22 protein-coding genes and 3 pseudogenes are annotated in these 25,442 nt (G+C 71.2%); 16 read left to right on the top strand and 9 right to left on the bottom strand.

The window, feature by feature from the left end; all coding sequences use genetic code 11:
* Nucleotides 1–17: 17 nt before the first annotated feature.
* On the bottom strand, nucleotides 18–458 hold the full coding sequence (locus M2157_RS42780; RefSeq protein ID WP_280855771.1) for a DUF6643 family protein: 441 nt from the start codon (nucleotides 456–458) through the stop codon (nucleotides 18–20).
* Between the two features lie 297 nt (nucleotides 459–755).
* On the opposite strand from M2157_RS42780, the gene M2157_RS42785 reads away from it, so the two are divergent.
* Nucleotides 756–1,961: a TerD family protein gene (locus M2157_RS42785; RefSeq protein WP_280868350.1), complete on the top strand. Its 1,206-nt coding sequence runs from the start codon at nucleotides 756–758 to the stop codon at nucleotides 1,959–1,961.
* Between the two features lie 4 nt (nucleotides 1,962–1,965).
* Here M2157_RS42785 and M2157_RS42790 read toward each other — a convergent pair.
* A pseudogene (locus M2157_RS42790) lies at nucleotides 1,966–3,185 on the bottom strand (glycosyltransferase).
* Nucleotides 3,186–3,203: 18 nt separating this feature from the next.
* On the opposite strand from M2157_RS42790, the gene M2157_RS42795 reads away from it, so the two are divergent.
* Together M2157_RS42795 and M2157_RS42800 are read left to right on the top strand one after the other, a co-directional pair.
* Nucleotides 3,204–3,992: an aspartate/glutamate racemase family protein gene (locus M2157_RS42795; protein ID WP_280855769.1), complete on the top strand. Its 789-nt coding sequence runs from the start codon at nucleotides 3,204–3,206 to the stop codon at nucleotides 3,990–3,992.
* 88 nt (nucleotides 3,993–4,080) lie between these two features.
* Entirely contained in the window at nucleotides 4,081–4,629 is a 549-nt protein-coding gene (locus M2157_RS42800; RefSeq protein ID WP_266523765.1) for a hypothetical protein, read from the top strand.
* A 15-nt stretch (nucleotides 4,630–4,644) separates the two neighbouring features.
* Here M2157_RS42800 and M2157_RS42805 read toward each other — a convergent pair whose 3' ends face one another.
* A complete protein-coding gene (locus M2157_RS42805; protein WP_280855768.1) occupies nucleotides 4,645–5,670 on the bottom strand; it encodes an O-antigen ligase family protein in 1,026 nt (341 codons plus the stop codon).
* A gap of 240 nt (nucleotides 5,671–5,910) precedes the next feature.
* Here M2157_RS42805 and lnt point away from each other — a divergent pair, with 240 nt between their 5' ends.
* From lnt to M2157_RS42825, 4 genes and pseudogenes are all read left to right on the top strand, one after another.
* On the top strand, nucleotides 5,911–7,524 hold the full coding sequence (gene lnt, locus M2157_RS42810) for an apolipoprotein N-acyltransferase (RefSeq protein ID WP_280855767.1): 1,614 nt from the start codon (nucleotides 5,911–5,913) through the stop codon (nucleotides 7,522–7,524).
* Between the two features lie 68 nt (nucleotides 7,525–7,592).
* Nucleotides 7,593–8,072, top strand: a complete 480-nt coding sequence (locus tag M2157_RS42815; protein WP_280855766.1) for an NUDIX domain-containing protein — start codon at nucleotides 7,593–7,595, stop codon at nucleotides 8,070–8,072.
* A gap of 54 nt (nucleotides 8,073–8,126) precedes the next feature.
* A pseudogene (locus M2157_RS42820) lies at nucleotides 8,127–8,929 on the top strand (3-hydroxybutyrate dehydrogenase).
* An 82-nt stretch (nucleotides 8,930–9,011) separates the two neighbouring features.
* Nucleotides 9,012–10,931, top strand: coding sequence for a GAF domain-containing protein (locus M2157_RS42825; protein ID WP_280867878.1), 1,920 nt, complete (start codon nucleotides 9,012–9,014; stop codon nucleotides 10,929–10,931).
* A gap of 54 nt (nucleotides 10,932–10,985) precedes the next feature.
* Here M2157_RS42825 and M2157_RS42830 read toward each other — a convergent pair whose 3' ends face one another.
* Nucleotides 10,986–12,374: an MFS transporter gene (locus M2157_RS42830; RefSeq protein ID WP_280855763.1), complete on the bottom strand. Its 1,389-nt coding sequence runs from the start codon at nucleotides 12,372–12,374 to the stop codon at nucleotides 10,986–10,988.
* Between the two features lie 234 nt (nucleotides 12,375–12,608).
* Between M2157_RS42830 and M2157_RS42835 the strand changes: the two genes are divergently transcribed.
* Both M2157_RS42835 and M2157_RS42840 read left to right on the top strand, forming a co-directional pair.
* On the top strand, nucleotides 12,609–13,301 hold the full coding sequence (locus M2157_RS42835; RefSeq protein WP_280867879.1) for an alpha/beta hydrolase: 693 nt from the start codon (nucleotides 12,609–12,611) through the stop codon (nucleotides 13,299–13,301).
* 127 nt (nucleotides 13,302–13,428) lie between these two features.
* Nucleotides 13,429–14,349: a squalene/phytoene synthase family protein gene (locus M2157_RS42840; protein WP_280855761.1), complete on the top strand. Its 921-nt coding sequence runs from the start codon at nucleotides 13,429–13,431 to the stop codon at nucleotides 14,347–14,349.
* 129 nt (nucleotides 14,350–14,478) lie between these two features.
* On the opposite strand, the gene M2157_RS42845 is transcribed toward M2157_RS42840, so the two are convergent.
* The gene (locus tag M2157_RS42845) at nucleotides 14,479–14,742 is read right to left on the bottom strand and encodes a hypothetical protein (protein ID WP_069758748.1); all 264 of its coding nucleotides are present in this window, start codon (nucleotides 14,740–14,742) and stop codon (nucleotides 14,479–14,481) included.
* A 525-nt stretch (nucleotides 14,743–15,267) separates the two neighbouring features.
* Complete coding sequence (locus M2157_RS42850; RefSeq protein WP_280858922.1) at nucleotides 15,268–15,534, bottom strand: GlsB/YeaQ/YmgE family stress response membrane protein; 267 nt, start codon at nucleotides 15,532–15,534, stop codon at nucleotides 15,268–15,270.
* Between the two features lie 269 nt (nucleotides 15,535–15,803).
* Between M2157_RS42850 and M2157_RS42855 the strand changes: the two genes are divergently transcribed.
* The 4 genes from M2157_RS42855 to M2157_RS42870 all read left to right on the top strand — a co-directional run bounded on the left by M2157_RS42855 (nucleotide 15,804) and on the right by M2157_RS42870 (nucleotide 20,454).
* Nucleotides 15,804–16,160, top strand: a complete 357-nt coding sequence (locus M2157_RS42855) for a metalloregulator ArsR/SmtB family transcription factor (RefSeq protein WP_280855760.1) — start codon at nucleotides 15,804–15,806, stop codon at nucleotides 16,158–16,160.
* A 273-nt stretch (nucleotides 16,161–16,433) separates the two neighbouring features.
* On the top strand, nucleotides 16,434–18,140 hold the full coding sequence (locus M2157_RS42860) for an LCP family protein (protein WP_280867880.1): 1,707 nt from the start codon (nucleotides 16,434–16,436) through the stop codon (nucleotides 18,138–18,140).
* Between the two features lie 71 nt (nucleotides 18,141–18,211).
* Entirely contained in the window at nucleotides 18,212–18,451 is a 240-nt protein-coding gene (gene tatA, locus M2157_RS42865) for a Sec-independent protein translocase subunit TatA (protein WP_280867881.1), read from the top strand.
* 230 nt (nucleotides 18,452–18,681) lie between these two features.
* Nucleotides 18,682–20,454, top strand: a complete 1,773-nt coding sequence (locus tag M2157_RS42870) for a serine/threonine-protein kinase (RefSeq protein ID WP_280867882.1) — start codon at nucleotides 18,682–18,684, stop codon at nucleotides 20,452–20,454.
* Nucleotides 20,455–20,475: 21 nt separating this feature from the next.
* Here the strand turns inward: M2157_RS42870 and M2157_RS42875 are convergent, their stop codons facing one another.
* Nucleotides 20,476–21,705: a SpoIIE family protein phosphatase gene (locus M2157_RS42875; protein WP_280855756.1), complete on the bottom strand. Its 1,230-nt coding sequence runs from the start codon at nucleotides 21,703–21,705 to the stop codon at nucleotides 20,476–20,478.
* 169 nt (nucleotides 21,706–21,874) lie between these two features.
* Between M2157_RS42875 and M2157_RS42880 the strand changes: the two genes are divergently transcribed.
* Together M2157_RS42880 and arsM are read left to right on the top strand one after the other, a co-directional pair.
* Nucleotides 21,875–22,570: an NAD(P)-binding domain-containing protein gene (locus M2157_RS42880; RefSeq protein WP_280855755.1), complete on the top strand. Its 696-nt coding sequence runs from the start codon at nucleotides 21,875–21,877 to the stop codon at nucleotides 22,568–22,570.
* A gap of 115 nt (nucleotides 22,571–22,685) precedes the next feature.
* Nucleotides 22,686–23,579: an arsenite methyltransferase gene (arsM, locus tag M2157_RS42885; RefSeq protein WP_280867883.1), complete on the top strand. Its 894-nt coding sequence runs from the start codon at nucleotides 22,686–22,688 to the stop codon at nucleotides 23,577–23,579.
* 123 nt (nucleotides 23,580–23,702) lie between these two features.
* On the opposite strand, the gene M2157_RS42890 is transcribed toward arsM, so the two are convergent.
* On the bottom strand, nucleotides 23,703–23,915 hold the full coding sequence (locus M2157_RS42890) for a hypothetical protein (protein WP_280858921.1): 213 nt from the start codon (nucleotides 23,913–23,915) through the stop codon (nucleotides 23,703–23,705).
* On the opposite strand from M2157_RS42890, the pseudogene M2157_RS42895 reads away from it, so the two are divergent.
* A pseudogene (locus tag M2157_RS42895) lies at nucleotides 23,856–24,184 on the top strand (DUF899 family protein); the annotation flags it as partial. The gene M2157_RS42890 and the pseudogene M2157_RS42895 sit on opposite strands and share 60 nt — an antisense overlap.
* A gap of 51 nt (nucleotides 24,185–24,235) precedes the next feature.
* Here the strand turns inward: M2157_RS42895 and M2157_RS42900 are convergent.
* Nucleotides 24,236–25,204 (bottom strand): LacI family DNA-binding transcriptional regulator, encoded by a 969-nt coding sequence (locus M2157_RS42900; protein ID WP_280858920.1) that lies wholly within the window; start codon nucleotides 25,202–25,204, stop codon nucleotides 24,236–24,238.
* Nucleotides 25,205–25,442: the final 238 nt, after the last annotated feature.

A 25,442-nucleotide genomic window follows, 5' to 3' on the forward strand; every position in this document is an offset into this window, starting at 1 on the left:
ACAGCCCGGGAGGGGAATCAGTACCCGCGGTACTGCTGGTTGTTGTACGGATCCTGGTAGGGAGCCGCCGGAGCGGGCCGGGGAGCCGCGGGGCGCATCGCCTCGTAGCCCGTGCCCATGCCCTGGCCGGCCGGACGCGGCTGCTGCTGTTGCGGCCCGGGATAACCGCGAGGCGCGGCCGCCTGCTGCGGGATGTACGCCCCGGGCGCCTGCTGCAGCGGAGAGGGCTGCTGCGCCTGCGGGTAGCCGTAGGAGGAGTAGGAGGGACCCGCGGGAAGAGCGGGCAGCCCGGACGGAAGCGCCGGCAGGTTGCTCGCCGGGACGTCGTACGCGGCAGGGACCCGGATCGGGGCGATCTGCGGGGTGCCCCGCTCGGCCACGAGCGAGTCGTAGATCGGAGTGTCCGGGAAGGAGGCGGAGTAGTAGCCGCCGCCATAAGTGGAGCGGGGGGAGGTCATGGCACATAAGTTAAGCCCACGATGTGCTGGTTGGGGAGACCGATAAGAGGGTTGTTTTCCGTGTCCGCAGTGACGTGGGATCCCCAATGCGAGCGAACTCGGCAAAAAAGGACGCCAATCCAGGCCCGATCCGTGTAAAGGCCGAGTTCCCGGCGGGTTACCGACGGTTGACCGGCGATCTTCCTGTCCGTGGGATGGGAGTTCGCTGTCCCTGGGGAATAGGTTGTGCGGGTAGAACCCGAAGGACCGCCGGGGCGAGTCCTGGCCTGCCGACACCTGATGGGGGCGGACATGTCAATGTCGAAAGGGTCGAACGCTCCGGTGCCCACGACGGCACTGCGCGTCGAATTGGGCTGGCGCTCCGGACCCGGAGTCCCCGACGCGGATGCCTCGGCCCTGCTGCTCGTCGGCGGAAAGGTCCGCTCCGACGCCGACTTCGTCTTCTACAACCAGCCGCAGCACTCCTCCGGAGCGGTCCGCCACGAGGGCAAACGGACCGACGACGGCCGGGTGACCGACACACTGCTCGTCGACCTCGCGCGCGTGGAGCCGTCGGTGGAGACGGTCGTACTCGCCGCCTCCGCGGACGGCGGGACCTTCGCCCAGATCCCGGATCTCTACATCGAGGTACAGGACGCCGCTCAGGGCACGGTGGCGGCGCGATTCGACAGTGCGGGTGCGACCGTGGAAACCGCTTTCGTGCTCGGAGAGTTCTATCGCCGTCAAGGCGCTTGGAAGTTCCGCGCCGTGGGTCAGGGCTACGACAGCGGACTGGAAGGTCTGGCAACGGATTTCGGTATCACCGTGGACGAACCCCAGCAGGCAGCCCCCACGGCCCCGGCGCCCGCCCCGGCCTCGCAACCGGTCCGCCTCTCCAAGGTCACGCTGACCAAGTCGGCGCCTTCGGTCTCCCTCGCCAAACAGGGCGGCACGTCGGGCGCGATGCGCGTGAACCTCAACTGGCAGGTACGCAAACAGTTCTCGGGCTGGGGCAGCAAGCGCGGTCGCGCGGTGGCCATGCACGCCGACCTCGACCTCGATCTGTGCGCCCTCTACGAACTCGCCGACGGCCGCAAGGGGGTCGTACAGGCGCTGGGCAACGCCTATGGAGCCCTGCACCAGCCGCCGTACATCCACCTCGACGGCGACGACCGCACCGGTGCCCTCGCGAGCGGCGAGAACCTCACCGTGAACCTCGACCACAAGCGGGACTTCCGGCGCATCCTGGTCTTCGTGACCATCTACGAGGGGGCGCGTTCCTTCGCCGACCTGCACGCCACGGTCACCCTCCAGCCGCAGTACGGCGCCCCGATCGACTTCTCCCTCGACGAGTGCACGGTGCCCTCGACGGTGTGCGCGCTGGCCCTGATCACCAGCACCGGCGACGACCTGGTCGTCCAGCGCGAGGCCCGCTATCTGGTGCCCGACCGCGGGGTGAGCCCGCAGCGGACGGTGGACCACGTCTACGGCTGGGGCATGAACTGGACACCGGGCCGCAAGTGAGGCCTCACCCCTCCTCGCCAGCGACGGCGTCCGGGCGCGCGTAGGTGCGGCCCTTCCAGGCCGCGCCGCGCCCCCTGTAGTGCTGCACCGCCGAGTCGACCGTCATCAGGAGATAGAGGAACGCGGTGAACGGCAGCAGGGGTGCGAGCCACAACGGCTGCCGGTAGTAGCGGAGCATCGGGACGTACGTCCCCGTCATGACCAGCCACGCGAGAGCACCGGTCACCACGGTCGCCGTACTCCCCGTGGCCAGACCGGTGAGGACGGCGACGGGCGGCACCAGATAGACGAGCGCGAGCCCGGCCACCGTTCCGAGCAGCACCAGGGGGTTGTGGCGGAGCTGGGCGTAGGCGCTGCGCGACACCATCCGCCACAGGTCGTGCAGCCGGGGATAGGGACGCACGCTGTCCACCCGCTCGGCGAGGCCCAGCCAGATGTGGCCGCCCCCGCCCTTGACGGCCCGCGCGAGGGCCACGTCGTCGATGACGGCCTGCCGGATGGCGTCCGGGATCCGCGCCCGCTCGGCGGTTTCGGCGCGCAGCAGGACGCAGCCGCCCGCCGCGGCCGCCGTCCGAGCCCCCTCTTCTTGCCGATCCGGCGGAACGGATACAGCTGCGCGAAGAAGTAGACGAACGCCGGCACCACGAGCCGCTCCCACAGGCTCTCCACCCGCAGCCGGGCCATCTGCGAGACGACGTCGAAGCCCCCGGCGTGCGCGGCGGCCACCAGCCGCCGCAGGCTGTCCGGCTCGTGGGCGATGTCGGCGTCCGTCAGCAGCAGGTACTCGGGGCCACGCGCGCGTGCCAGGCCGATACCGTGGCGCACCGCCCAGAGCTTGCCGGTCCACCCGGCCGGCGGTTCGCCCGGCGAGGACACGGTCAACGGCAGCCCGCCCCGCAGGCGCGCCAGCTCGCGGGCCAGCTCCCCGGTGCCGTCCGTGCTGCCGTCGTCGACGAGGAAGACCTCCGCCCGGCCCGGATAGTCCTGGGCCAGGAGAGAAGGAAGGCTCGCGGGCAGCACCTCGGCCTCGTCGCGCGCCGGCACCACCACACCCACCGGGGGCCAGGCCTGCGGGTCCCGCTCCGGCGGGAGCCGCACATCCGTACGCCAGAAGAAGCCCTGGCAGAGCAGCAGCCACAGCCAGGCGGCGAGGGATACGGCGGCGGTCCACGCGATGGCGCTCACGCGCGCAGTCTGCCCCACGGGACCGGCGCTCAAGGGCATATCGTCTATCGTGGCCGGGTGAAGATCGCGCTCCTGGACTCCGGAATCGGCCTGCTGGCGGCCACCGCCGCGGTACGGCGGCTGCGCCCCGACGCCGATCTCGTGCTCTCCCTCGACCCCGACGGCATGCCGTGGGGCCCGCGGACGCCGGACGACATCATCGGGCGCGCTCTGGCCCTCGCCGAGGCCGCCGCCGCCCATGGTCCCCAAGCCCTGATCATCGGCTGCAACACCGCCACCGTGCACGCCCTGACCGCCCTGCGCGCCCGCCTCGAACCGGATCTGCCGGTCATCGGCACCGTCCCCGCGATCAAGCCCGCGGCGTCCGGCGGCGGCCCCTTCGCCATCTGGGCGACACCCGCCACCACCGGCAGCCCCTACCAGCGCGGGCTCCTCGAGGAGTTCGCCGACGGGGTACCGGCCACCGAGGTGCCCTGCCACGGCCTCGCCGAGGCGGTGGAACACGCCGACGAGGCCGCCATCGACGCCGCCGTCGCCGCGGCCGCCGCCCTGACCCCCGAGGACGTGACGACCGTCGTCCTGGGCTGTACCCACTACGAACTGGTCGCCGAGCGCATCCGCGCCGCCGTGCAGCGTCCCGGCCGTCCGCCACTCGTCCTGCACGGCTCCGCCGGAGCGGTCGCCGCCCAGGCGCTGCGCCGGATCGGCGAGCAGCCCGCGCCCGAGGCCGAGGCCACCGGCACCCTCACGGTGCTGCTGAGCGGACGCGAAGGAAGCGCCCTGCCCGCGCCCGCCCTGGCCTACGCGGAAGGCCGGCTCCTGCGCACGGCCACGCCCGCCCGCTGACCGCCGCGCGGGCCGGAAAGCCCCACCCGGAGCAGTCACTCTCCGCGACGAGGTACCCGCACGGCGAAACCTGAGTAACCTCGTAGGCATGAGGGACCACCCCCACGGCGAGCAGACCTCGCACCACACCGACGTCTGGACCGGTCGCGCCTCCAACCGGATCCAGTGGCTGCTGGCGCTCGGCGGCGCCGCGATCGTGGCGCTCGGCGTCGAACTCGCCGTCGACTCGGCGTGGACCTCGGGCGTCGCCCCGCTGGTCATGTCCGTGGTCGGCTGCATCGCGGCCGGACTGCTCGTCCTCTTCCTCACGCTCGGCTTCGTCCATGTGGCCCTCAAGGTCGACATGGAGTGCCTGGAGGTGCGCTGCGGCCACATCGGCGTGCCGCGCCGGCGGATCCCGCTGGCGCACGTCGCCGGTGCCGAGTTCGCCCCCCACGTCAACCCGCGCCAGTGGGGCGGCTGGGGCTACCGGTGGCGCCCCGAGAAGGGCACCGCGGTCGTCGTACGCCGTGGTGAGGGTGTGGTCCTCCAACTGTGGGACGGGCACACGTTCACGATCACCGTGGACGACGCCGAGTCCGCCGTACGCGTCATCCGCGACCGGCTGCGGCCCGGCGCCACGGCTCCGCGACGCTGAGACCGGGCCGCTCGGTCACTTCGGGGCCGGTTCCTCGGTCAGCGGGTGGGCCGTCGCCAGACCTGCCAGGAGCCCTGCGCCCACCGACACCATCGTGAAGCTCAGCGCGTTGCCGACCGCGGCGATCGCCGCCAGCGCCGTCAGCGCCGCGCCCGCGGTGAGGACGACGGGCGTGGAGCGGGCAGAGCGCCACAGCGCGTACAGCAGCCAGCAGAAGGCCGCCCCCAGCAGAAGTGCCCCGACCAGCCCCTGCTCGGCGGCCATCTGAAGCGGTGCCGAGTGAGGTTTCCCGTCGGGCAGCGGTGACTGGGCCGCCGTCGTGCTGAGCCCACCGAAGCGGCCCGGTCCCACCCCGAGGGCGGTGTCCTCGCGGGCCAGGCCCAGGGCGTCGTGCCACAGGCCGATCCGGTGCGGGGTGAGCCGGCCGCGCAGCGACTCGGCGAGTCCGTCCGGTACCGCGTTCCCGGCCACCGCCCAGGTCAGGCCGGTCACCGCGGTCGCGGCGAGGATGAGACCGGCGATGCCCGGACCGCGGTGGCGCATCTGACCCGCCGCGAGGGAGCACAGCAGCACCGCCGCACAGGTGACCAGCCCGGAGACCGACCCCAGGGCGGCCGAGGCCACCGCGATGCCGACGGCCATCAGGCGCAGGAGGAGCCGCAGGGCGGGCGATCCGGTGGTCCAGGCGGCGCAGCACGCCGCGCCGGTGGCGAGCGTCAGCAGGGCGGCCGTCGCGCCCGCGTGACCGAGCGGTGCGATCTCGGGGCCCGGCGCGAGGTGGGGGAGCCCCACCGCCAGGCCCAGTCCGGTCAGCGCGGCGGCGCAAGGGGCGGCGACCGGCAGCAGCGCCCCCGAGATCCGGCCGGCGGCATACCCAGCGGCCACGGCCAGCAAGGCGAGCAGGACGCCCTCCGGACGGCCGTCGTGCGCGGCCGCGGTGATCAGCGACCAGGTGGCACTGGCTCCGAGCACCAGCACGCCCACCGCGTCGGAAACGTTTCGTCTGTCGCCGTCCTCCGTAGAACCGGCCACAGACGTCATCCCCGTGGAACCCACCCCGCCCCCCGAAACGCCGGTCCCCCGACCTGTGGTCCTCGCCGCCCGCACGCCATCGGCCCGTACGACAGGGACTCCGGCACACCGTAACGGCTGATGGGTGATTTGTGGACGAGTTGCGCGGGGTTGCCCGGGCGCATCACGGTTCAGGTGCCCGGCCACGGGTCACGGTCACCAGGCGGACCGCGCTGTCGACGTCAAGGTCAACGGCCGTACACTCCCGGAGTGACCGTCACCGCAACTTCCGTGGACGAGTCGGACCGGCTGGAACCGCAGTCCGCGCCCGCCTCCCGCTGGGCCGCCCGGCTCCGTCGTCTCGTCCCGGCCGCCGTCGCGGCGCTCTCCGGAGTGCTGCTGTACGTCAGTTTCCCGCCACGCACCCTGTGGTGGCTGGCCGTGCCCGCCTTCGCCGTCTTCGGCTGGGTGCTGCGCGGCCGCGGCTGGAAGGCGGCCTTCGGTCTCGGCTATCTCTTCGGCCTGGGCTTCCTGCTGCCGCTGCTGGTGTGGACCGGCGTCGAGGTCGGCCCCGGGCCCTGGCTGGCACTGGTGGCGATCGAGGCGATCTTCGTCGCGCTGGTCGGCGTGGGTGTCGCCGCGGTGTCGAAGCTGCCGGGCTCGCCGGTGTGGGCGGCGGCCGTGTGGATCGCCGGAGAAGCCGCACGCGCGCGTGCGCCGTTCCATGGCTTTCCCTGGGGCAAGATCGCGTTCGGACAGGCGGACGGCGTCTTCCTGCCGCTCGCCGCGGTCGGCGGCACGCCCGTCCTGAGCTTCGCCGTCGTGCTGTGCGGGTTCGGCCTGTACGAGATCGTTCGGCTGGTCGTGGAGCGGCGGGGGACCGGTGCCGTACGACGTCCGGCCGCGGCCGTGGCCCTGCTGAGCGTGGCCGTGCCGGTGGTCGGAGCGCTCGCGGCCCGGACGCTGGTGAGCGACAAGGCCGAGGACGGCACCGTGACCGTCGCGGCCATCCAGGGCAACGTGCCGCGCGCGGGGCTGGAGTTCAACGCCCAGCGGCGGGCCGTGCTCGACTACCACGCGCGCGAGACCGAGCGGCTGGCCGCCGAGGTGAAGGCCGGCAAGATCGCGAAGCCCGACATCGTGCTGTGGCCGGAGAACTCCTCCGACGTCGACCCCTTCACCGACGCGGACGCGGCCTTGATCATCGAGCAGGCGGCCAAGGCCATCGACGCGCCGATCTCCGTCGGCGGCGTCGTCGAACGGGACGGCAAGCTCTACAACGAGCAGATCCTGTGGGACCCGGTCAAGGGCCCCACCGACACCTACGACAAGCGGCAGATCCAGCCGTTCGGCGAGTACCTGCCGCTGCGCTCCCTCGTCGGCGCGATCAACAAGAACTGGACCTCCATGGTCCGCCAGGACTTCAGCCGGGGCACCAAGCCGGGCGTGTTCCAGATGGCCAACGCCAAGGTCGGCCTGGTCACCTGCTACGAGGCCGCGTTCGACTGGGCCGTGCGCTCCGAGGTCACTGACGGCGCGCAGCTGATCTCCGTGCCGAGCAACAACGCGACCTTCGACCGCAGCGAGATGACCTACCAGCAGCTCGCCATGTCACGGGTGCGTGCCGTGGAGCACAGCCGGACCGTCACCGTGCCCGTGACCAGCGGCGTCAGCGCGATCATCATGCCGGACGGGAAGATCACCCAGAGGACCGGGATGTTCGTGGCCGACTCGCTGGTGCAGAAGGTGCCGCTGCGGTCGACTGAGACCCCGGCGACCCGGCTGGGTATCCTGCCCGAAATGGCCCTGGTGCTGGTCGCCGCGGGCGGGCTCGGCTGGGCGATCGGCGCCGGAGTGCGAGGGCGTCGCGCCGGTGACGCGTAACCGTACGCCGGTCGTACGCCCCCTGAAGATCACCAAGGCGCCATGACCGGCCGGTTAGGGTCGCAGACATGGCTACTCCTGATTTCATCCGCACCCTGCGCGGGTCCATAGGTCATGAACTGCTCTGGCTCCCCGGCATCAGCGCCGTCGTCCTCGACGACGAAGGCAGAGTGCTGCTCAACCGGCGCTCGGACACCCGCAGGTGGTCGCTGATCGGTGGCATCCCGGAACCGGGGGAGCAGCCCGCGGCCTGTGCCGTGCGGGAGGTCGAGGAGGAGACGGGCGTGCACTGCGTCGTCGAGCGGGTGATCGTCGTCCAGGCGCTCAAGCCCGTGACGTACGACAACGGCGACACCTGCCAGTACATGGACATCTCGTTCCGCTGCCGGGCCGTCGGCGGCGAGGCGCGGGTCAACGACGACGAGTCGCTGGACGTGGGGTGGTTCGCGGTGGACGCCCTCCCGGAACTGAACGAGTTCGGGCTGCAGCGGATCAAGCAGGCACTGACCGACGCACCCACATGGTTCGACCCTACGAGTTCAGAGTGAAGTATGGGGTGTCACCACATGTAGTGAGGATCGGGCGCTCCCTAGGATCGGAGCATGACCGCTAGCAGCGCCCTCCCGGGCCCCCACGCCCCCACGCTCGACCTCGGCGGCCGCACCGCCCTCGTCACCGGCGCGGCCGGCGGCATCGGCCGCGCCTGTGCGCTGCGGCTCGCGGCGGCCGGGGCCAAGGTGAGAGCGGTCGACCGGGACGCGGCCGGTCTGGACGCGCTCGCCGAGCGGTCCGCGGGGCTGGCGGGCACCGTCGAACCGCTGGTCCTCGACCTCACCGACCTGGACGCCGCCGAACACGCCGCCGCGGGCACCGACGTCCTCGTCAACAACGCCGGCCTCCAACTCGTGCGCCCCATCGAGGAGTTCCCGCCCGAGGTGTTCCACACGGTGCTCACCGTGATGCTGGAGGCGCCGTTCCGCCTGATCCGCGGCGCCCTGCCGCACATGTACGGGCAGGGGTGTGGGGGCGCATCGTCAACGTGTCCTCGGTCCACGGCCTGCGCGCCTCGGCGTACAAGGTGGCCTATGTGGCCGCCAAACACGGTCTGGAGGGTCTGTCCAAGACGGCCGCCCTCGAAGGCGCCCCCCACGGAGTGACCTCGAACTGTGTGAACCCCGCCTATGTGCGTACCCCACTGGTCGAGCGGCAGATCGCCGACCAGGCCCTTGCGCACGGCATCCCCGAGGAGCGGGTGGTGTCCGAGGTGCTGCTCCAGGACAGCGCGCTCAAGCGGCTCATCGAGCCGGAGGAGGTCGCCGAGGCCGTGGCGTACCTGTGCGGCCCGCAGGCGTCCTTCGTCACCGGAACGTCGCTCGTCCTCGACGGCGGCTGGACCGCGCACTGACCGGCATCCGGCCGCACGTCACGCCGCCCGGAGTTTTCCACAGGCCTGACGGGGTGAGCGTGCGATGAGCAATCCTGTGGGCATGTCCAGCGATCACGTGCAGTCCGCCGAGCGCCCCGCAGGCAGTGCCGAGGCACCCTTCCTCGAGCTGCTCGCCAGGGGCGCGTCCGCCGACGCCTACGAGCAGCCGGTGCTGATCGCCCGCGCCGAGGGAAGGCCGGCCGAGCGGATCGCCGCGCTCGAAGCGGCCAAGGCGGTCGCCCTGCGGGTGCGCTCCGAGCTGGAGGGCCGACGCCGGCGGGAGGCCGAGCTGTCCGCCCTGTTCGAGACCGCCCACGACCTGGCCGGGCTTCGAGACCTGGACGCCGTGCTGCGGGCCATCGTGCAGCGCGCCCGGTCCCTGCTCGGCACGGACGTGGCCTACCTCAGCCTGAACGACCCGGCGCGGGGCGACACCTACATGCGGGTCACCGAGGGCTCGGTCGCGGCCCGCTTCCAGCAGCTGCGGCTCGGGATGGGCGAGGGGCTCGGCGGACTGGTCGCCCAGACCGCCCGTCCCTATGTCACCGACGACTACTTCAAGGACGACCGCTTCCAGCACACCCTCACCATCGACGCGGGCGTACGGGACGAGGGCCTGGTCGCCATCCTCGGCGTGCCGCTGACGCTGGGGCACCACGTCATCGGGGTGCTGTTCGCGGCGGACCGGCGTGCCCGCGTCTTCGAGCGGGAGCAGATCGCGCTCCTCGGTTCCTTCGCCGCGCTGGCCGCGGCCGCCATCGACACCGCGAACCTGCTCACCGAGACCCGTTCGGCCCTGACCGAGCTGGAGCGGGCCAACGAGATCATCCGGGATCACAGCGGCGTCATCGAGCGCGCCTCCGACGTCCACGACCGGCTCGCCGAACTGGTGCTGCGGGGTGGCGGGGTGCACGACGTGGCCGCTGCCGTCTCCGAGATCCTCGACGGCACGGTCGAGTTCTCCGAGGTCGCGCCCGCCGAGGCGCTGGAGGCCTCCCGGGCCGAAGGCCACGCCGTGCGGCACAAGGACGACTGGATCGCCGCGGTCGCCGCCGGCGGAGAATTCCTGGGTGCCCTCGTGCTGCGCGGCCACCCCGGACTCGACCCCGTCGACCAGCGCACCCTGGAGCGCGCCGCGATGGTCACCTCGCTGCTCCTGCTGGCCCGGCGTTCCGCCGCCGAGGCCGAACAGCGGGTGCGCGGCGAGCTCCTGGACGACCTGCTCGACGCCCGCGACCGCGATCCTCGGCTGCTGCGCGAACGCGCCGTCCGGCTGGACGCCGACCTCGACGCCACCCACATCGTGCTGGCCGCCCGTCTCGAAGGCACCGCGGCCGACGCCGACCAGGAGGCGGCCGCCCGCAGACGCCTGTGGTCCGCGTCCTCCCACCTCGCTGCCACCCGGCACGGCCTGGCCGCCGCCCGCGACGGCGGCACCGTCCTGCTGCTGCCCCTCACCACAGGGGACACGGCCACCGAACTGGCCCGCCGCACCGCCGGACACCTCGGCACAGCCGTCCACGAGGCGGTGACCGTCGGCGCCTCGGCGCCGGTCCGCGATCTCGCCGCCCGCCCGGACGCCGTTGCCGCGGCCTACGAGGAGGGCCGTCGCTGCCTCGACGCGCTGCGCCTCCTGGGCCGCTCGGGAGACGGTGCCGCCGCCGAGGACTTCGGATTCCTCGGACTGCTCCTCGCCGGTGACCGGGACATCGCGGGCTTCGTCGACCGGACCATCGGCCCGGTCGTCGCGTACGACGACCGGCGGGGCACCGATCTGCTGCGCACCCTCGACGCCTACTTCGCGTGCGGGATGAGCCCGGCCCGCACCAAGGACGAGCTGCACGTCCATGTGAACACCGTCGCCCAGCGCCTGGAGCGCGTGGGCCGTCTGCTCGGTGAGGACTGGCAGCGCCCCGCCCGCGCGTTGGAGATCCAACTGGCCCTGAGGCTGCACCGGTTGTCGGCGCCGACGCGGCACTGACCCCCGCACGCGCGTTGCGTACGGGGGCCGGTGAGGTCGGGCACCGTCCAGGGTTCAGGCGGTCCGGGCGTCCGCGGCGGGGGACTTGGCCGCGGGCTCCGGCTCGTCGTCCGGCTCGACGTCGGCCAGGTCCCGGTGGCGCGTCTCCTTGGCGACACCTACGGCGACGATCGTCAGGACGGCCGCGGCGATGACGTACAGGGCGATCGGTGTGGAGCTGCCGTAGTCGGAGAGGAGCGCGGTGGCGATGAGAGGTGCCGGGGCACCTGCCGCGACGGAGGCGAACTGAGCGCCGATGGAGGCACCGGAGTACCGCATCCGGGTCGCGAACATCTCTGAGAAGAAGGCCGCTTGGGGCGCGTACATGGCGCCGTGCATGACGAGCCCGACGGTCACCGCGAGGATCATGTTGCCGAAGCCGCCGGTGTCGATGAGCGAGAAGAAGGGGAACATCCACAGCCCCACGCCGACCGCGCCGAGCAGGTACACGGGGCGCCGGCCGACGCGGTCCGACAGGGCTCCCCAGGCGGGGATCACCGCGAAGTGCACGGCCGAGGCGATCAGTACCGAGTTGAGGGCGGTCTGCTTGGAGACTCCGGCCGACGTGGTGGCGTAGACCAGGATGAACGCGGTGATGACGTAGTAGCTGATGTTCTCCGCCATGCGCGCGCCCATCGCGACCAGCACATCGCGCCAGTGGTGGCGCAGCACGGAGACGATCGGCAGCTTCTCGGCCGCGCCGTCCCGCGCCGCCTTGCGGGCCTCCGCCTGCGCCAACGCCTGCTTGAACACCGGGGATTCGTCGACGGACAGCCGTATCCACAGGCCGACGATCACCAGGACGCCGGAGAGCAGGAAGGGAATCCGCCAGCCCCAGCTGACGAACGCGGCGTCCGACAGCACGGCGGTCAGCAGCGACAGCACACCCGTGGCGAGGAGTTGTCCGGCCGGCGCGCCGGTCTGCGGCCACGAGGCCCAGAAGCCGCGCCGCCGGGCGTCCCCGTGCTCGGACACGAGGAGTACGGCTCCGCCCCACTCTCCGCCGAGCGCGAAGCCCTGGACCAGGCGCAGCACGGTCAGCAGCACGGGGGCGGCCGTGCCGACGGTCGCGTGCGTGGGCAGCAGCCCGATCGCGAAGGTCGCCCCGCCCATCAGCAGCAGGCTCAGGACCAGCAGCTTCTTGCGTCCGAGCCGGTCGCCGTAGTGCCCGAACACCAGGGCACCGAGCGGACGGGCGGCGAATCCGACGGCGTACGTCAGGAACGACAGCAGCGTGCCGACGAGCGGGTCGGAGTCGGGAAAGAACAGCTTGTTGAAGACCAGGGCGGCCGCGGAGCCGTAGAGGAAGAAGTCGTACCACTCGATGGTGGTGCCGATGAGGCTGGCGGCGACGATGCGCCTCAAGTTGTTCGGCGTCGGGGGAGCGGATGCTGCGGAGGCCATGTGCGCCACTTCCTCGTGTGCGGTGGGGACGGGTATGTATGCGCACACCGTAGGAACGCGCAATTGACGGGCACATGTGGCGGGGCAACACAGTTCTGGGGTGGGCTATGCGGAGACTCCACATGTGCGCCCTCGCGAGCGCGGAACTTGTTCCACACCTGACCGTCGGTACGGCCGCTCTGCTGTCGGCCGAGCCGGTCGCGGCTCCGACAGCGTGGGCGACAGGATCGTCCCATGCAGCCGATCTTCGTTCTCGTGCACAGTCCGTCCGTAGGACCCTCGACTTGGCACCCCGTCGCCGAACACCTGGTGGCGGCGGGACACCGGGCACGGGTGCCGTCACTCCTGCACGTGGGCGCCGGCCCCGCGCCCTTCTGGCCCCGCGTGGTCGACGCAGTACGCGACGACCTCCGCGAAGTACCGGTCGACAGCCCCCTCGTGCTGGTCGCCCACAGCAACGCGGGGCTGTTCCTCCCGGCGATCCGCTCCGGCCTCGACCATGCGGTGACCGCCTCGGTCTTCGTCGATGCCGCACTGCCGGCCCGTATCGGACCCACCCCTGTCGCCTCGCCCGAGTTGCTGGAGTTCCTCCGCCCGAAGGCCGTGAACGGCAGGCTGCCGCGCTGGACCGACTGGTGGGACGAGGCAGAGATCGCCCCCATGTTCGCCGATCCGCAGGTGCGCCAGAAGGTGGTGGAGGAGCAGCCCGCTCTGCCCCTGTCCTACTACGAGCAGCACATTCCGGTCCCCGACGGCTGGGACGACCACCCCTGCTCCTACCTGCTGTTCGGCCCGCCGTACGACGGACCTGCCGACGAGGCGCGCCGACGCGGCTGGCGTGTGGCCCACTTGCCCGGTGCACACCTCCACCAGATCGTCGATCCCGTCGGCACGGTCCGGCACCTCGTCGAGCTCTCCGCTCACTGAGAAGTCACCGGTGTACGCCCGCAGTTGGGAGAAGGCTAAGGTCACCCCGACCGCCCTTTCGACGCCGTGCCCGACCGGGGCCGTGGCGGTCCGGCGGGCCGAGTCGGAGAGGAAAGGGCGGTACGACGTGCCGAGTTGGGATCGCAGGCTGACGGCCGCGGGTGTGCGCGACCGTGCCCTGCGCGCGGACTATTCGACGGCTGCTCGGGTCTTCGCCCGCAGAATCCTCGCCCACTACGCCGCCGTACGTCTGCTGGTGGCTCCGGCACTGCACCCGCACGTGGTCGCCGCCTACGCCTTCCTGGCCCGTACCGACGACCTCGCCGACCAGGGGCCGCTGCACGAACGCCTGCCCCGCTGGCGGGCCTGGGCCGAACAGGTCACCGTGGGACTGGAGTCAGGGTGCGCCGACGACCCCGTCCTGCGGGCCTTCCTGCACACCGTGGCCGCACGGCGGCTGCCCCATCACTGGGTGCACACCTACCTCAAGGCCACCACCGAGGAACTGCACTTCACCGGTCACGCCACCGAAGCCGACTTCCAGCGCTACGTCGACAATCTCGCCCTGCCGGCCCTGATGCTGATCGAGGACCTGCAGTACGAGGGCGGCGGCGACGAGGTCTTCCGGTCCCGTTGCCGGTCGTTCGCCGAAGGTCTGCAACGCCTGGACTTCCTGACCGACCTCACCGACGACCTGGCCGAAGGGCGCCTCTACCTCCCGCAGGAGGACCTGGACCGCTTCGGCGTCACCCGTGCCGACCTCGAGCAGGGCCAGGACACCCCGGCCGTACGGGAGTTGGTGGCCCTGACCTGCCGTAGGACCAGGAAGTCGTTGACCGACTCGCGAGCCCTCGTGGACTCCACCGTGCCCGGCTTCCGGCCGTTGCAGCGTGCTCTGCTGGACCTGGCCGAGCATCAGTTGGCCCGCGTCGAGAACACCGCTACGTCCGTCACGAGGCGCGCGGTGGGCTACGGCGTGCGCGTGCCGGTCGCCGTCCTGCTCCGCGAGAGGCGTCAACTCAGGGGCGGTACAGCGCTCGACGGATGAACGGGCCGGGTCGGACCGCCTGTGCGACCGCACCCGGGCAGTGGTCGTCGCCCACCGGATCGGGCCGGTGGGCGCGATCCGGCAGGCGACCTCGAGTCGAACTGCACGCCTTCTGGACGCGCCGGCCCGTCAGTGGCGCACCTTCACCTTGCTGAGCGCGGCCACCCCGAGCGCGGCCACGGCGATCTGGATGAGCCACTCGACCCAGTCGACGCCCTTGGTGTCGGCGACATCGAGGCCTGCCGCGATGCCCGTGCCGATGAAGGCGGCGACGATGCCGATCAGGATCGTCCACAGCATGCCTATGTGCTGGCGCCCGGGGACCACGAGCCGGCCGAGGACGCCGATCACGATGCCGATGACAATCGCGCTGATCACGCCTGAGATCTCCATGCGGTGTCACCCCATCTGTAGTTGGTGACGCACGCGTGCCCGCCGAAGAGGCACACACGCAACAGCCTTGGCCATTGCTTTGGCAACGCCTCGCTGAGCAAGGAGGCGCCGGGGCCGGTCTGTCGGAGGGCGCGTCGAGCGAGACCGCGATGGTCTTCGGCGAGCTGTACCGGGGGTTTCGAGAGGGTGCTGCGTCTGGTTCGCTCGCGTTCGGCCGCCGAGGAGATGACGGTTGCCGTGGATAACGGCACCGGGGCTGTCTGGCCCCTCGGGAAGCCGCCGGACACGGGTCGACAGAAGGGTCTGCCAGCCAGCCTGCCCGGCATCGGGGGCAGGACCGGCGCGCGAGACTTCCCAACGCCAACGCCAACGCCAACGCCAACGCCAACGCCAACGCCGCCGACACCGTACTCGCGCCGCTCGTGTCGGCTCCCGCGGCGGCCCTTCTCCTCCTCATCGGGTACGGACTGCGCCTCGCCGCCCCAGCCGCCGAGTTCGGCCCGATCGGTGGACCATCCCCTCGAATCAGTTCCGCGAGTTCCCGAACAGCAGGCGATAGCCGATCAGCAGTACCAGGGAGCCGCCGATGGCCGCGCCCCAGGTGTAGAGGTCGAAGAAGTGACTCTCCACCGGGCGGTCGAGGAAGCGAGAGGAGACCCAGCCGCCGACGAACGCTCCAGCGACCCCGATGAGCGTGGTGCCGATCAGGCCGCCCGGGTCGCGTCCCGGCAGCAGGATCTTGGCGATGGCTCCGGCGAGCAGACCCAGGATGATCCAGCCGATGATGCCCACGTTGTAGTCCTCCAGTCGGGTCGGGGCCGGGGCGATTCCGCCGGGCACCGACACCTAGAAGTTGCCTGATTGCGCAAGCCTAAGGACTTAAGGGAGGGGCTCACCTGCTCTGCCGCGCCTGGCGACAAGTCGTCGATGTTCTTTCACACGCTTATTACATTGCGCAATCGATGAACTGGAGGCGCTCTCGTGGACGGCGCCCCGCCGCCCTTACACTGAGACAGCACACGTGCGTCGACAGTGACCGGGGAACGGGACGGGAGGGGACCGTGGCGACACTCGCCGGTGGTTTGGAGGATCCGTCCGCCGAAGTGCTGACAGAGGCTGCCGCCGCGTTCGGACTCCTCGCCTCCGCCGCGCGACTGCACATCATGTGGGCACTGTCCCAGGGCGAGAGCGATGTCACCCACCTCGCCGACCGGGTCGGCGGCGCGCTGCCCGCGGTCAGCCAGCACCTGGCCAAACTGAAACTCGCCGGGCTGGTCCGCTCCCGCCGTGAGGGCCGCCGGCAGGTCTACTACGTCGACGACCCCGACATCGTGACCGTGGTCCGCGTCATGGTCGGCCAGCTCACGGCCCGTACCGTCCCGGCCGCAGCGCACGGTTCCGGCTCGCGCAGGCCTTGATCCGCCTCCTGCGCCAGGTGCTCTCGTGGGCGCGGGAGGCGTCGTAGGTGAAGACGAATATGTCCACGAGGTTGCCGCATTCCTCCATGAGATCTCTCACCTGTGAAATGCGGCGGGCATTGTCCTGGCCGGGCCAGGGGTTTGTTAGATTGCGCAACTACGCAACCCAGGCCGAGGCTCCTGTCCCTGGCCTGCCTGTACACCGCCGCGCTCGCCCGGCCGCCCACCCCATGGCCCGGCCCGAGAGGCCCGACCGTTTCCTGGGAGTGGTAGATGAGCGACCCGTGGAACGGCCCGGGCGGTCAGGCCACGCGCAGCCGCACCGGCCGGGTGCCGGAGCAGCGGGCGGACGAGTTTGGCGGAGCGCATCGGCCCGGAGGCCGGGCCGCGGCGCGGCAGGCGGCCCGCTCGCACGGTGGCAAGCGCTCGCGTCGCCGGGCCCGTCCGGTACGGCGCGGCAGGCGGGTGCTGAAGATCGTCGGGATGTGTCTGGCGATTCTCGTCCTGGCCACGGCCGGTGCCGGATGGTGGTTCTACCAGCACCTCAACGGCAACATCAACAGCGTCTCGCTCGACGGCAAGGGCGGTTCGGAGAAGGCCGACGCGTTCGGCCGCACCCCGATCAACATCCTGGTCATGGGCTCGGACGGCCGGACCAGCAAGGCGGACTGCAAGCTGGGCGGCGGCTGCTCCCAGACCGGCGTACAGACCGGAAACGGCAACGCTGACGTACAGATGGTGGTGCACATATCCGCGGACCGCTCCAACGCCACCGTCATGAGCATCCCCCGCGACACCATGGTCGACGTCCCGGCCTGCAAGGACAGTGAGAGCGGCCAGTCCACGTCCGGCTACTACGGCCAGATCAACAGCGCCCTCCAGTACGGTCCCGCCTGCCAGGTGGCCACCATCCACCAGCTCACCGGCATCCCCATCGACCACTTCGTCAAGCTCGACTTCTCCGGCGTGGTCAAGATGTCCGACGCGGTCGGCGGTGTCTCCGTGTGCGTCGACCACAACGTGTACGACACCTACTCGCACCTGAAACTGTCCAGGGGCACCCACACCCTCAAGGGTGAGGCGGCCCTGGAGTTCGTCCGCTCCCGCCACGGCTTCGGGGACGGCAGCGACCTCGGCCGTACGGTCTCCCAGCACATCTTCCTCAGCGCGATGATCCGGAAGTTCAAGAGCGCCGGCACGCTCACCGATCCCACCGCGGTCTACGACCTCGCCGACGCCGCCACCAAGGCGCTCACCGTGGACGACGGCCTCGGCAGCGTCAAGAAGCTGATCGGGCTCGCGGCCGACGTGAACAAGGTCCCCACCAAGCGGATGACCTTCACCACGATGCAGACCGCCGCCGACCCGAACGACACCAACCGGGTGGTGGTGGGCGCGGGTGCCAAGGCCCTCTTCTCCAGCATCGCCGACGACCAGTCCCTGAGCACCGGCTCCGGCAAGAAGTCCGCGGCGGCCTCCGCGACGGCCACGGCCGCGGCGGTACCCGCCTCCGAGATCGCCGTGACCGTCGAGAACGGCACCGAGATCACCGGCCGCGCCTCCGCGATCGCGAACGCGCTCACCGGCCAGGGCTTCAGCTCCGCGACCACCACCGCCAACGCGCCGAGCCCGGCGACCACCACCACCCTCACCTACGGCACCGGTCGGAAGGCCGAGGCCCAGACGGCCGCCAAGGCGCTCGGGCTGCCCACCAAGCACATCGAGGAGGGCACCGGTACCGGCCTGACCCTGGTGATCGGCAGCGACTGGACGAGCGGCACCACGTATCCGGGCGGTTCGTCCTCGCCGGCGCCCGCCGACACGAAGGCCGCGGTCTCCAACGCGCACGCCCAGACCGCCGACGAGGCCAAGACCTGCGCCAAGGTCAGCCCCTACAAGACGGTCTCCCTCAACGGGGTCGCGATGACGCCGGAGCAGGCGTACGCGGCCGCGCCCGACAAGAAGGACTCCGACGAGTAGGGCGAACGCGGGCCTGCGGTTGTACAGTTGCGCAAGTTGGCAACCGTGAGTGTGGAGAAGGGACGTGCGGCATGCTGCGCAACGGACTGGAGCCCTGGCATCTGCTGGTCGTGGCGATCATGATCATCTTGCTGTTCGGCTCGAAGAAGCTGCCCGAGGCCGCCCGCGGGCTCGGCAAGTCGATGCGCATCCTCAAGAGCGAGGCCAAGGCGATGAAGGAGGACGGGACCGCGCAGAGCACCGCCGCCCAGGCCGCGCCCGAAGAGACCACGGCGGCACAGCCGACGGCCGAGAGCAACCTGGCCCACTGAGCCCCCGTACGGCGTCCTTGGCCCGGCGACGGTCTCCTCGGCTTGGCCGACGAACCCACCGCCGATCACGGCGGGCCAACGACCGTACAGCAGAAGCGTGTTGCGGCGCGGGGCGGCATGTCATCGACGAAACACCGCCGCCTGAACGGTGATTGCGGGAGCGTTCCGGCCCGTGTCCGTGATCCAGGTGGCGGCGAACGCTGTCTATGGGGGCAACTAAGCTCCCGCCCATGAGTGAGGCAGACGAGGTCCCCGGCAGACGAGTCGTCGACGGGCGCTTCGAGTTGGAAGCCCGTCTCGGCGGCGGCGGGATGGGTACGGTCTGGCGGGCCAGGGACCTGGTGCTGCACAGGATGGTCGCGGTCAAGGAGGTCCGCCCGCCCGACCGGGACCTCGCCGAGTACGACCCCGACAGTGCGCGGACGCTGCGCGAGCGGGTGCTGCGCGAGGCGCGGGCCCTGGCCCGGATCGACCATCCCAACGTCGTCACCGTCCACCACATCGTCGACGGCGGCGAGGGCACCTACCCGTGGATCGTCATGGAGCTGGTTAGCGGCGGCTCGCTCGCCGACCGGCTGGGGCGGGGACCGATGCCGCCGGCCGAGGCGGCGCGGATCGGCCGGGGCGTGCTGGCCGCGCTGGCGGCCGCGCACGACGCGGGAATTCAGCACCGGGACGTCAAGCCCGCCAACGTCCTGCTCAGGTCCGACGGGCGCCCCGTCCTCACCGATTTCGGCATCGCCGCGATCCGTGAGACGACCAGCCTCACCGTCACCGGCTCCATCATCGGCACCCCCGATTTCATGGCACCGGAGCGGATCTCGGGCCACGAGGGCGGCGCCGCCTCCGACCTGTGGTCTCTCGCGATGATGCTGTACGCCGCTGTGGAGGGTCACCACCCGCTGCGCCGGGGCAGCACCCTCGCCACCCTCGCGGCCGTCCTCAACGAGGAGGTGCCGCCGCCGGTGCGGGCCGGTGCCCTGGGTGACGTACTGATGAGCGTGCTCGTACGGGATCCGGCGGCGCGGCCGTCGTCCGCCGTGCTGGACCGACGGCTGGCCGAGATCGAGTCGGGGTCCGCCGGTCCGGTGACCGCGTGGCACCAGCCCCCCACCTCGTACCCGCTGAACCCGTCGTCCGCCGGTGCGGCCCCTTCGTACCCGGGTGCCTTCGCCACGCCCACGGCCCCCCTCGCCGGTGCCCCGGCTCCGGTGGGTGCAGCAGGCCCTGGCCGATTCGGGCCGCCGCCTGTCCCCGCCGGGCCCGGCCAGCCGGTGACCTCACCCGTCCGGGCGGGACGTAGGAGCCGGCCCGGACTGGGTGTCCTGCTCAGCGTCTCGGGGACCTCGCTGGCCGGTGCCCTGGTCCTGATGTGGTGGCTGCTGCCCTTCGGAGGAGACTCGGGCGGATCGGGTGACGCGGCGGACGGCGGGGCCTCCTCTGCCGCCGCCTCCCACTCCGCCTCCTCCTCCGCCACGGCGGCCCCCGGGTCGACCGGCTCCCCGGCCGCCGCCCCGGCCGTCCAGCAGTCGAAGGATGCGACGACCGCGAGCCTGCTCACCCCCGACGGCATTCGCACCGCCATCAAGGCGTTGAAGCAGGAGAGCGGCCGGGACAGGTTCGGCGACTTCACCGTCTACGAGGACTTCGTGTCGGCCGAGTTGATGGTCAACGGCAGCGACAGCAAGTACGACAGCTACACCTACCGTCCGGGACAGGGCGTGGAGAAGGGCATCATCAAGGGCACCCTGTCCGGCGGCGACCAGCCCTTCGCCCTCGACGGCTTCGACTGGGACAAGGTGCCCACGCTTCTGGAACAGGCCCGGAAGAAGCTCAACGTCGACCATCCGGACACGCGATACGTGATGGTGAGAGAGCCCAACGACGTCTTCGACACCCCCCTCGGCTTGGCCGTCTACCTGAGCAACGAGTACAGCCAGACCGGCTACCTGGAGGCGAACACCAAGGGCAAGGTGACCCGGGTGATGCCCGCCGAGGACTGAGGGCTGTTCCACCGGCTCGTCTCACAGGCGGATCACGACGAGAGCGGTGTCGTCGGCGTTGCCGGTGAGCGGGAGCAGCTCGGCCAGGAGCGCGTCGGCCAAGTCCTCGGGGTCGGCGTGGCGGTGGCGGGTGAGCGTGTCGGCGAGGCGTGCCAGGCCGGTGTCGATGTCCTCGGTGCGGCGCTCGATCAGACCGTCGGTGTAGAGCACCAGCGTGGCGCCCTCGTCGAAGTGCGTGACGGCCTCCGGGCGGATGGTGTGTTCGAGGCTGGCACCGAGCGGCGGGTCGGTGGCCCGGTCCAGGAAGGCCACCGTGCCGTCCGGGTGGAGCAGGGCGGGCGGGAGGTGGCCCGCGCTGCTGTACGTGAGGGAGTGGTCGCCCCAGTCGATGAAGGCCGTCGCCGCCGTCGTCGACTCGGCGCCGTCGACGGAGCGGGCGTACAGCCCGAGCGCCTCCAGCGCCCGGGCAGGGCCGTCGGCGACGCGGGTGGCGGCGCTCAGCGCGCTGCGCAGCTGGCCCATGACGCAGGCGGCCGCCAGTCCGTGGCCGACCACGTCACCGACGGCCACCGCGAGACAGTCGTCGGGCAGGTCGACGAGGTCGTACCAGTCACCGCACACGTTCAGGGAGCCGACGGCGGGCCGGTAGCGCACGGCCGCCTGATGGTGGCCGAGGGGTCCGGGGGCGGGCAGCAGGGCCTCCTGCAGAGCCAGGGCGACCTCGCGTTCGCGGGCGTGTGCCTTGCGCAGGCGTTCGTTGACCTCCTGGAGTTCCCGGGCGCGGGTGTACAGCTCGGCCTCCAGCACGCGTGCCCGGCTGTCGCCGCCCGGTCCGCCGCGGGCGCGAATGAGTTCGGTGACCTCCTCCACCCGGTGCACGAGCAGCTTCACCTTCCCGTCGGTGCCGAGGACGGGCGCGTTGACCGGGCTCCAGAAGTGCTCCTGCCAGTGGCCGGGCCGCTGGGGATCCTCGATGTCGTAGCGGAGAACCGCCATCGTGTCGCGCTCCCCGGTGGCCACCGCACGCAGCATCGACGCCCGCGTCTCCCGCATCCCGGCCGCGGCCGAATCATTGGGGTTCTCGGGGAAGACGTCGAAGATGTAGTGGCCCACCAACTGCTCGCGGGCGCGACCGGTGAGCCGTAGGAAGTCGTCGTTGACGTCGACGTACACCAGCTCGGGCGTCAGCAACGCCACCATGCCGGGCAGAGCCCGGAATACCGCCGCGTAATCGATCTGCGGTTTCCTCATGTGCAGCCTGCCTCGACACGAGCCATCATGATGTGATTTTCCACGATAGATGGGAACGGGCCGCCGACTCGACAGCTACCGTCATCACGCGACAGCGAACGACCTGGTTGGTTTCCTCATGGGCGCGGCCCCCGGCCGATCGCCCGACGCCCCGGAAGGACCCACTCGAATGCGTTACGCAGTCCTCGGTACCGGCATCGTCGGCCGGACCATAGCCGGCAAGCTCGCCTCCCTCGGTCACGACGTCGTCATCGGCACCCGCGATCCCGGGGCCACCCTCGCCCGCACCGAACCCGACGGCATGGGCAACCCGCCGTTCGCGCAGTGGCACGCAGGCCACGGCCAGGTGCGTCTGGAGACCTTCGAGGACGCGGCGGCCTTCGGCGAGTCGGTCGTCAACACCACCGCGGGTAAGGGAAGCCTCGATGCGCTGCAGGCGGCCGGCGCACCCCGTCTGAGCGGCAAGGTCCTCATCGACGTCGCCAACCCGCTGGACTTCTCCGCCGGGAGGCCGACGCTGGATCCGGTCAACACCGACAGCCTCGGCGAGCGCATTCAGCGGGCCTTCCCCGCCGCGAAGGTCGTCAAGACCCTCAACACCATGAACTGTTTCGTCATGGTGGAGCCGGCCCGCGTGGCAGGGGAGCACACCGTGTTCGTCAGCGGTGACGACACCGGGGCCAAGAAGGCCGTCACGGCGCTGCTGGGCTCCTTCGGCTGGCCCGAAGCGAGCGTCATCGACCTGGGCGACATCACCACCGCCCGCGGCGTCGAGATGCTCCTGCCGATCTGGCTGCACCTGTACGGCACGCTCGGCCACGGCGACTTCAACTTCCACATCCAGGGGGCCAGGGCCGGCGGCTGATCCCGGATCTGCGGATCCGCGGATCCGCTTGTTTCGACGTTCCTCTATGTTGACGTTTTTCGATTCAAGCTGCACGCTTGTATCAACAAACGTCAATATGGGCAGGGGAGAGATCATGAGTGAGCACTCCATCCACCTGCGTGAGACCGTCCGGCAGCGGTATGCGGCCGCCGCCGTGCAGGTGAGCGAGGGCGGCAGCGCCTGTTGCGGACCCGAGCCGGTCGAGGTCGACGAGAACTTCGGCTCGACCCTTTACGCCGCGGACGAGCGCGACACGCTGCCGGCCGAGGCCGTCGCCGCCTCCCTCGGCTGCGGCAATCCGACCGCCGTGGCCGAACTGCGCGAGGGTGAGCGTGTCCTCGACCTCGGTTCCGGCGGCGGCATCGACGTCCTGCTCTCCGCCCGCCGCGTCGGGCCGACGGGCAAGGCGTACGGGCTGGACATGACCGAGGAAATGCTCGCCCTCGCTCTGGCCAACACGGCGAAGGCGGGCGCCACCAACGTGGAGTTCCTCAAGGGCACCATCGAGGCGATCCCCCTGCCCGAGAACACGATCGACGTCGTGATCTCGAACTGCGTGATCAACCTGTCGGTCGACAAGTCCGCCGTCTTCACCGAGACCTTCCGGGTCCTCAGGCCCGGCGGCCGCATCGGAGTCTCCGACGTCGTCGCCGACGACACCCTCACCGCCGAACAGCGGGCCGAACGCGGGGACTACGTCGGCTGCATCGCGGGAGCCCTGTCCTTCGCCGAGTACCGCGCGGGCCTGGCGGCCGCCGGCTTCACCGGCATCGAGATCGTCCCGACCCACCAGGTCGCCGACGGCATGCACTCCGCCATCGTCCGCGCCACGAAGCCCGTCGCCCGCCCGGACACCGGCGCGACGCCCGCGACGGACGACTCCTGCTGCGGCGTCACCGCCTGCTGCACACCGTCCGAGCAGCCGACCGACCCGTCCGTCACCGTCGGCGAGGCCAAGAGCGACACCGGGTGCGCCTGCCAGAGCTGACCGGAGCTGCCCCGTCCGGGAGGGTGGCCGGCGGCAGCACGGCCGACCGGTCCCGTGGTCGGCGTGGCGAGACCCGATCGGGCCCGGCGGCTGTGCGGCGAATCGAGGTGGATACCAAGTGCCTCACCGTTCGACGAAGAACGCCAGGTGGTCCGGGGCCGGGCGCAGCAGCCCGTCGCGGACCGCGAGAGCCGTGGCCTCGGCGAGGGAGGCGGCACCCGTCTTGCGGAGCAGGTGCTCGATGTGGCTGTGCACCGTCCGCGGGGAGTGCATGGCGTGGACGGGCCGGTCGGCGGTGACATGGGGTACCTCACCTGTTTCCTGCGCGACGGCGATCGCGTGTTCCTCCCTGCTCCACAACGGGCCGTGGCAACGAGCGGGTCAGCGGGTCCCTCGGCCTGCTCGACATGACCCCCTACGGCCGCGGTGAGACCTGGGAGGACAATACCGAGGGCTGGCCCAAGGGTCGCGGTGCGTGCTGGACCTGGCGCTCCGACGCGGAGGGCAACCCCACCTGGGGCCCGACCGGCCGTCCCGTGCCCCAGTGGACCCGGCCCGGCACGACCCCGGTGCAGACCCTCGGCCGACGCGGTCACCACCACTGACACGCCTTCGTCGACGCCGCCGACAACCGCTGCCTGCTTCACAGCGCTCTCTCAGTCGGCAGCCGGACGCACCGAATCCCGGATCACGAGCTGCGTGCTCAGCACGACGTGGTTGTCGGAGGCGAACCCCACCTCGCGGTCCAGGGCGAGGCGTACGGCGGTGCGGCCCAGTTCCTCGTACGGGACCCGGACCGTGGTGAGGGCCGGGGTCAGGTCGGCGGCGAACGGGACGTCGTCGAAGCCGACCACGGAGACCTCGCGCGGGACGCTCAGACCGGCCTCGCGCAGGGCGGCCAGCGCGCCCAGCGCGACCACGTCGGACCCCGCGAACACCGCCGTGAATTCGACGCCCGCGCTCAGCGCTTCCCGGGTGCGCAGGTAACCCGAGGCGCGGGTGTAGTCCCCGCTCGTGTCCAGCTCATCGGCGTACGGCATGCCATGGGCGCGCAGCGCGTCCCGGTAGCCGAGGCGGCGCTCCTCCGCGCTGCTGAAGCCCGGCGCGCCGCCGAGAAAGAGGACACGCCGGTGGCCGGCCGTCAGCAGGTGCGCGGTGGCCTGGAAGGCGCCGCCGCGGTTGTCGTAGTCCACGACCGTGGCCGGCACACCCGCGGGCAGCGGCGGCCTGCCGCACAGCACCAGCCGGGACCCGGCGGAGTCCAGCGCCTTGGCATAGCCGGCCATACGACGGTGATAGGCGTCGTCCGTCACGGTGCCACCCACGAGGAGGACCGCCGCCGCGTGCTGCTCCCGCATCAGCTGGACCAGGTCGTCCTCGCGCTTGGTGTCGTCCTTGGTCGAGCAGACCAGGCTGAGGCGACCCCGGCGGCCGGCTTCCTCCTCCACCCCCGCTGCCACGTGGGCGAGGGAGGGGCCGGTGATGTCACGCAGGACGAGGGCGATGGGCCCGGCGACCCGGCCGGACAGTGCCTTGGCGTGGACGTTCACGACGTAGTGGAGGGAGTCGACGGCGGCCATGACCCGCTCCCTGGTCTCCGCGGACACCGGGTAGTTGCCCGCCAGCGTCCGGGAAACGGTTGCTACGGAAACCCCCGCCTTCGCGGCGACGTCACGGATCGTGCTGGGCCTGTCCGCCGGCGGTTTCCTCTTCCGCTTCGCCTTCTTCGGCTCCTGGGCGCCGAATGGCCCCTCTTCCTCGTCCGTCACGGCTCCGACGTTACTGCACCGTCTCACGCTTGTGAGTTCCCTCGGCCGGACTGCACTCCCTGCTGCAGGAAACGTTTACTGTAGAAGCTGTTTA

This window comes from Streptomyces sp. SAI-127 (assembly GCF_029894425.1).
Taxonomy (GTDB): domain Bacteria; phylum Actinomycetota; class Actinomycetes; order Streptomycetales; family Streptomycetaceae; genus Streptomyces.

Coding starts and splice junctions, on each gene's coding strand:
- M2157_RS42875 (WP_280855756.1), bottom strand. CDS start 21,705: ATGAGGAAACCGCAGATCGATTACGCGGCGGTATTCCGGGCTCTGCCC.
- M2157_RS42870 (WP_280867882.1), top strand. CDS start 18,682: ATGAGTGAGGCAGACGAGGTCCCCGGCAGACGAGTCGTCGACGGGCGC.
- M2157_RS42845 (WP_069758748.1), bottom strand. CDS start 14,742: ATGGAGATCTCAGGCGTGATCAGCGCGATTGTCATCGGCATCGTGATC.
- M2157_RS42880 (WP_280855755.1), top strand. CDS start 21,875: ATGCGTTACGCAGTCCTCGGTACCGGCATCGTCGGCCGGACCATAGCC.
- M2157_RS42805 (WP_280855768.1), bottom strand. CDS start 5,670: ATGACGTCTGTGGCCGGTTCTACGGAGGACGGCGACAGACGAAACGTT.
- M2157_RS42860 (WP_280867880.1), top strand. CDS start 16,434: ATGAGCGACCCGTGGAACGGCCCGGGCGGTCAGGCCACGCGCAGCCGC.
- M2157_RS42815 (WP_280855766.1), top strand. CDS start 7,593: ATGGCTACTCCTGATTTCATCCGCACCCTGCGCGGGTCCATAGGTCAT.
- M2157_RS42780 (WP_280855771.1), bottom strand. CDS start 458: ATGACCTCCCCCCGCTCCACTTATGGCGGCGGCTACTACTCCGCCTCC.
- M2157_RS42830 (WP_280855763.1), bottom strand. CDS start 12,374: ATGGCCTCCGCAGCATCCGCTCCCCCGACGCCGAACAACTTGAGGCGC.
- tatA (WP_280867881.1), top strand. CDS start 18,212: ATGCTGCGCAACGGACTGGAGCCCTGGCATCTGCTGGTCGTGGCGATC.
- M2157_RS42800 (WP_266523765.1), top strand. CDS start 4,081: ATGAGGGACCACCCCCACGGCGAGCAGACCTCGCACCACACCGACGTC.
- M2157_RS42785 (WP_280868350.1), top strand. CDS start 756: ATGTCGAAAGGGTCGAACGCTCCGGTGCCCACGACGGCACTGCGCGTC.
- M2157_RS42835 (WP_280867879.1), top strand. CDS start 12,609: ATGCAGCCGATCTTCGTTCTCGTGCACAGTCCGTCCGTAGGACCCTCG.
- arsM (WP_280867883.1), top strand. CDS start 22,686: ATGAGTGAGCACTCCATCCACCTGCGTGAGACCGTCCGGCAGCGGTAT.
- M2157_RS42825 (WP_280867878.1), top strand. CDS start 9,012: ATGTCCAGCGATCACGTGCAGTCCGCCGAGCGCCCCGCAGGCAGTGCC.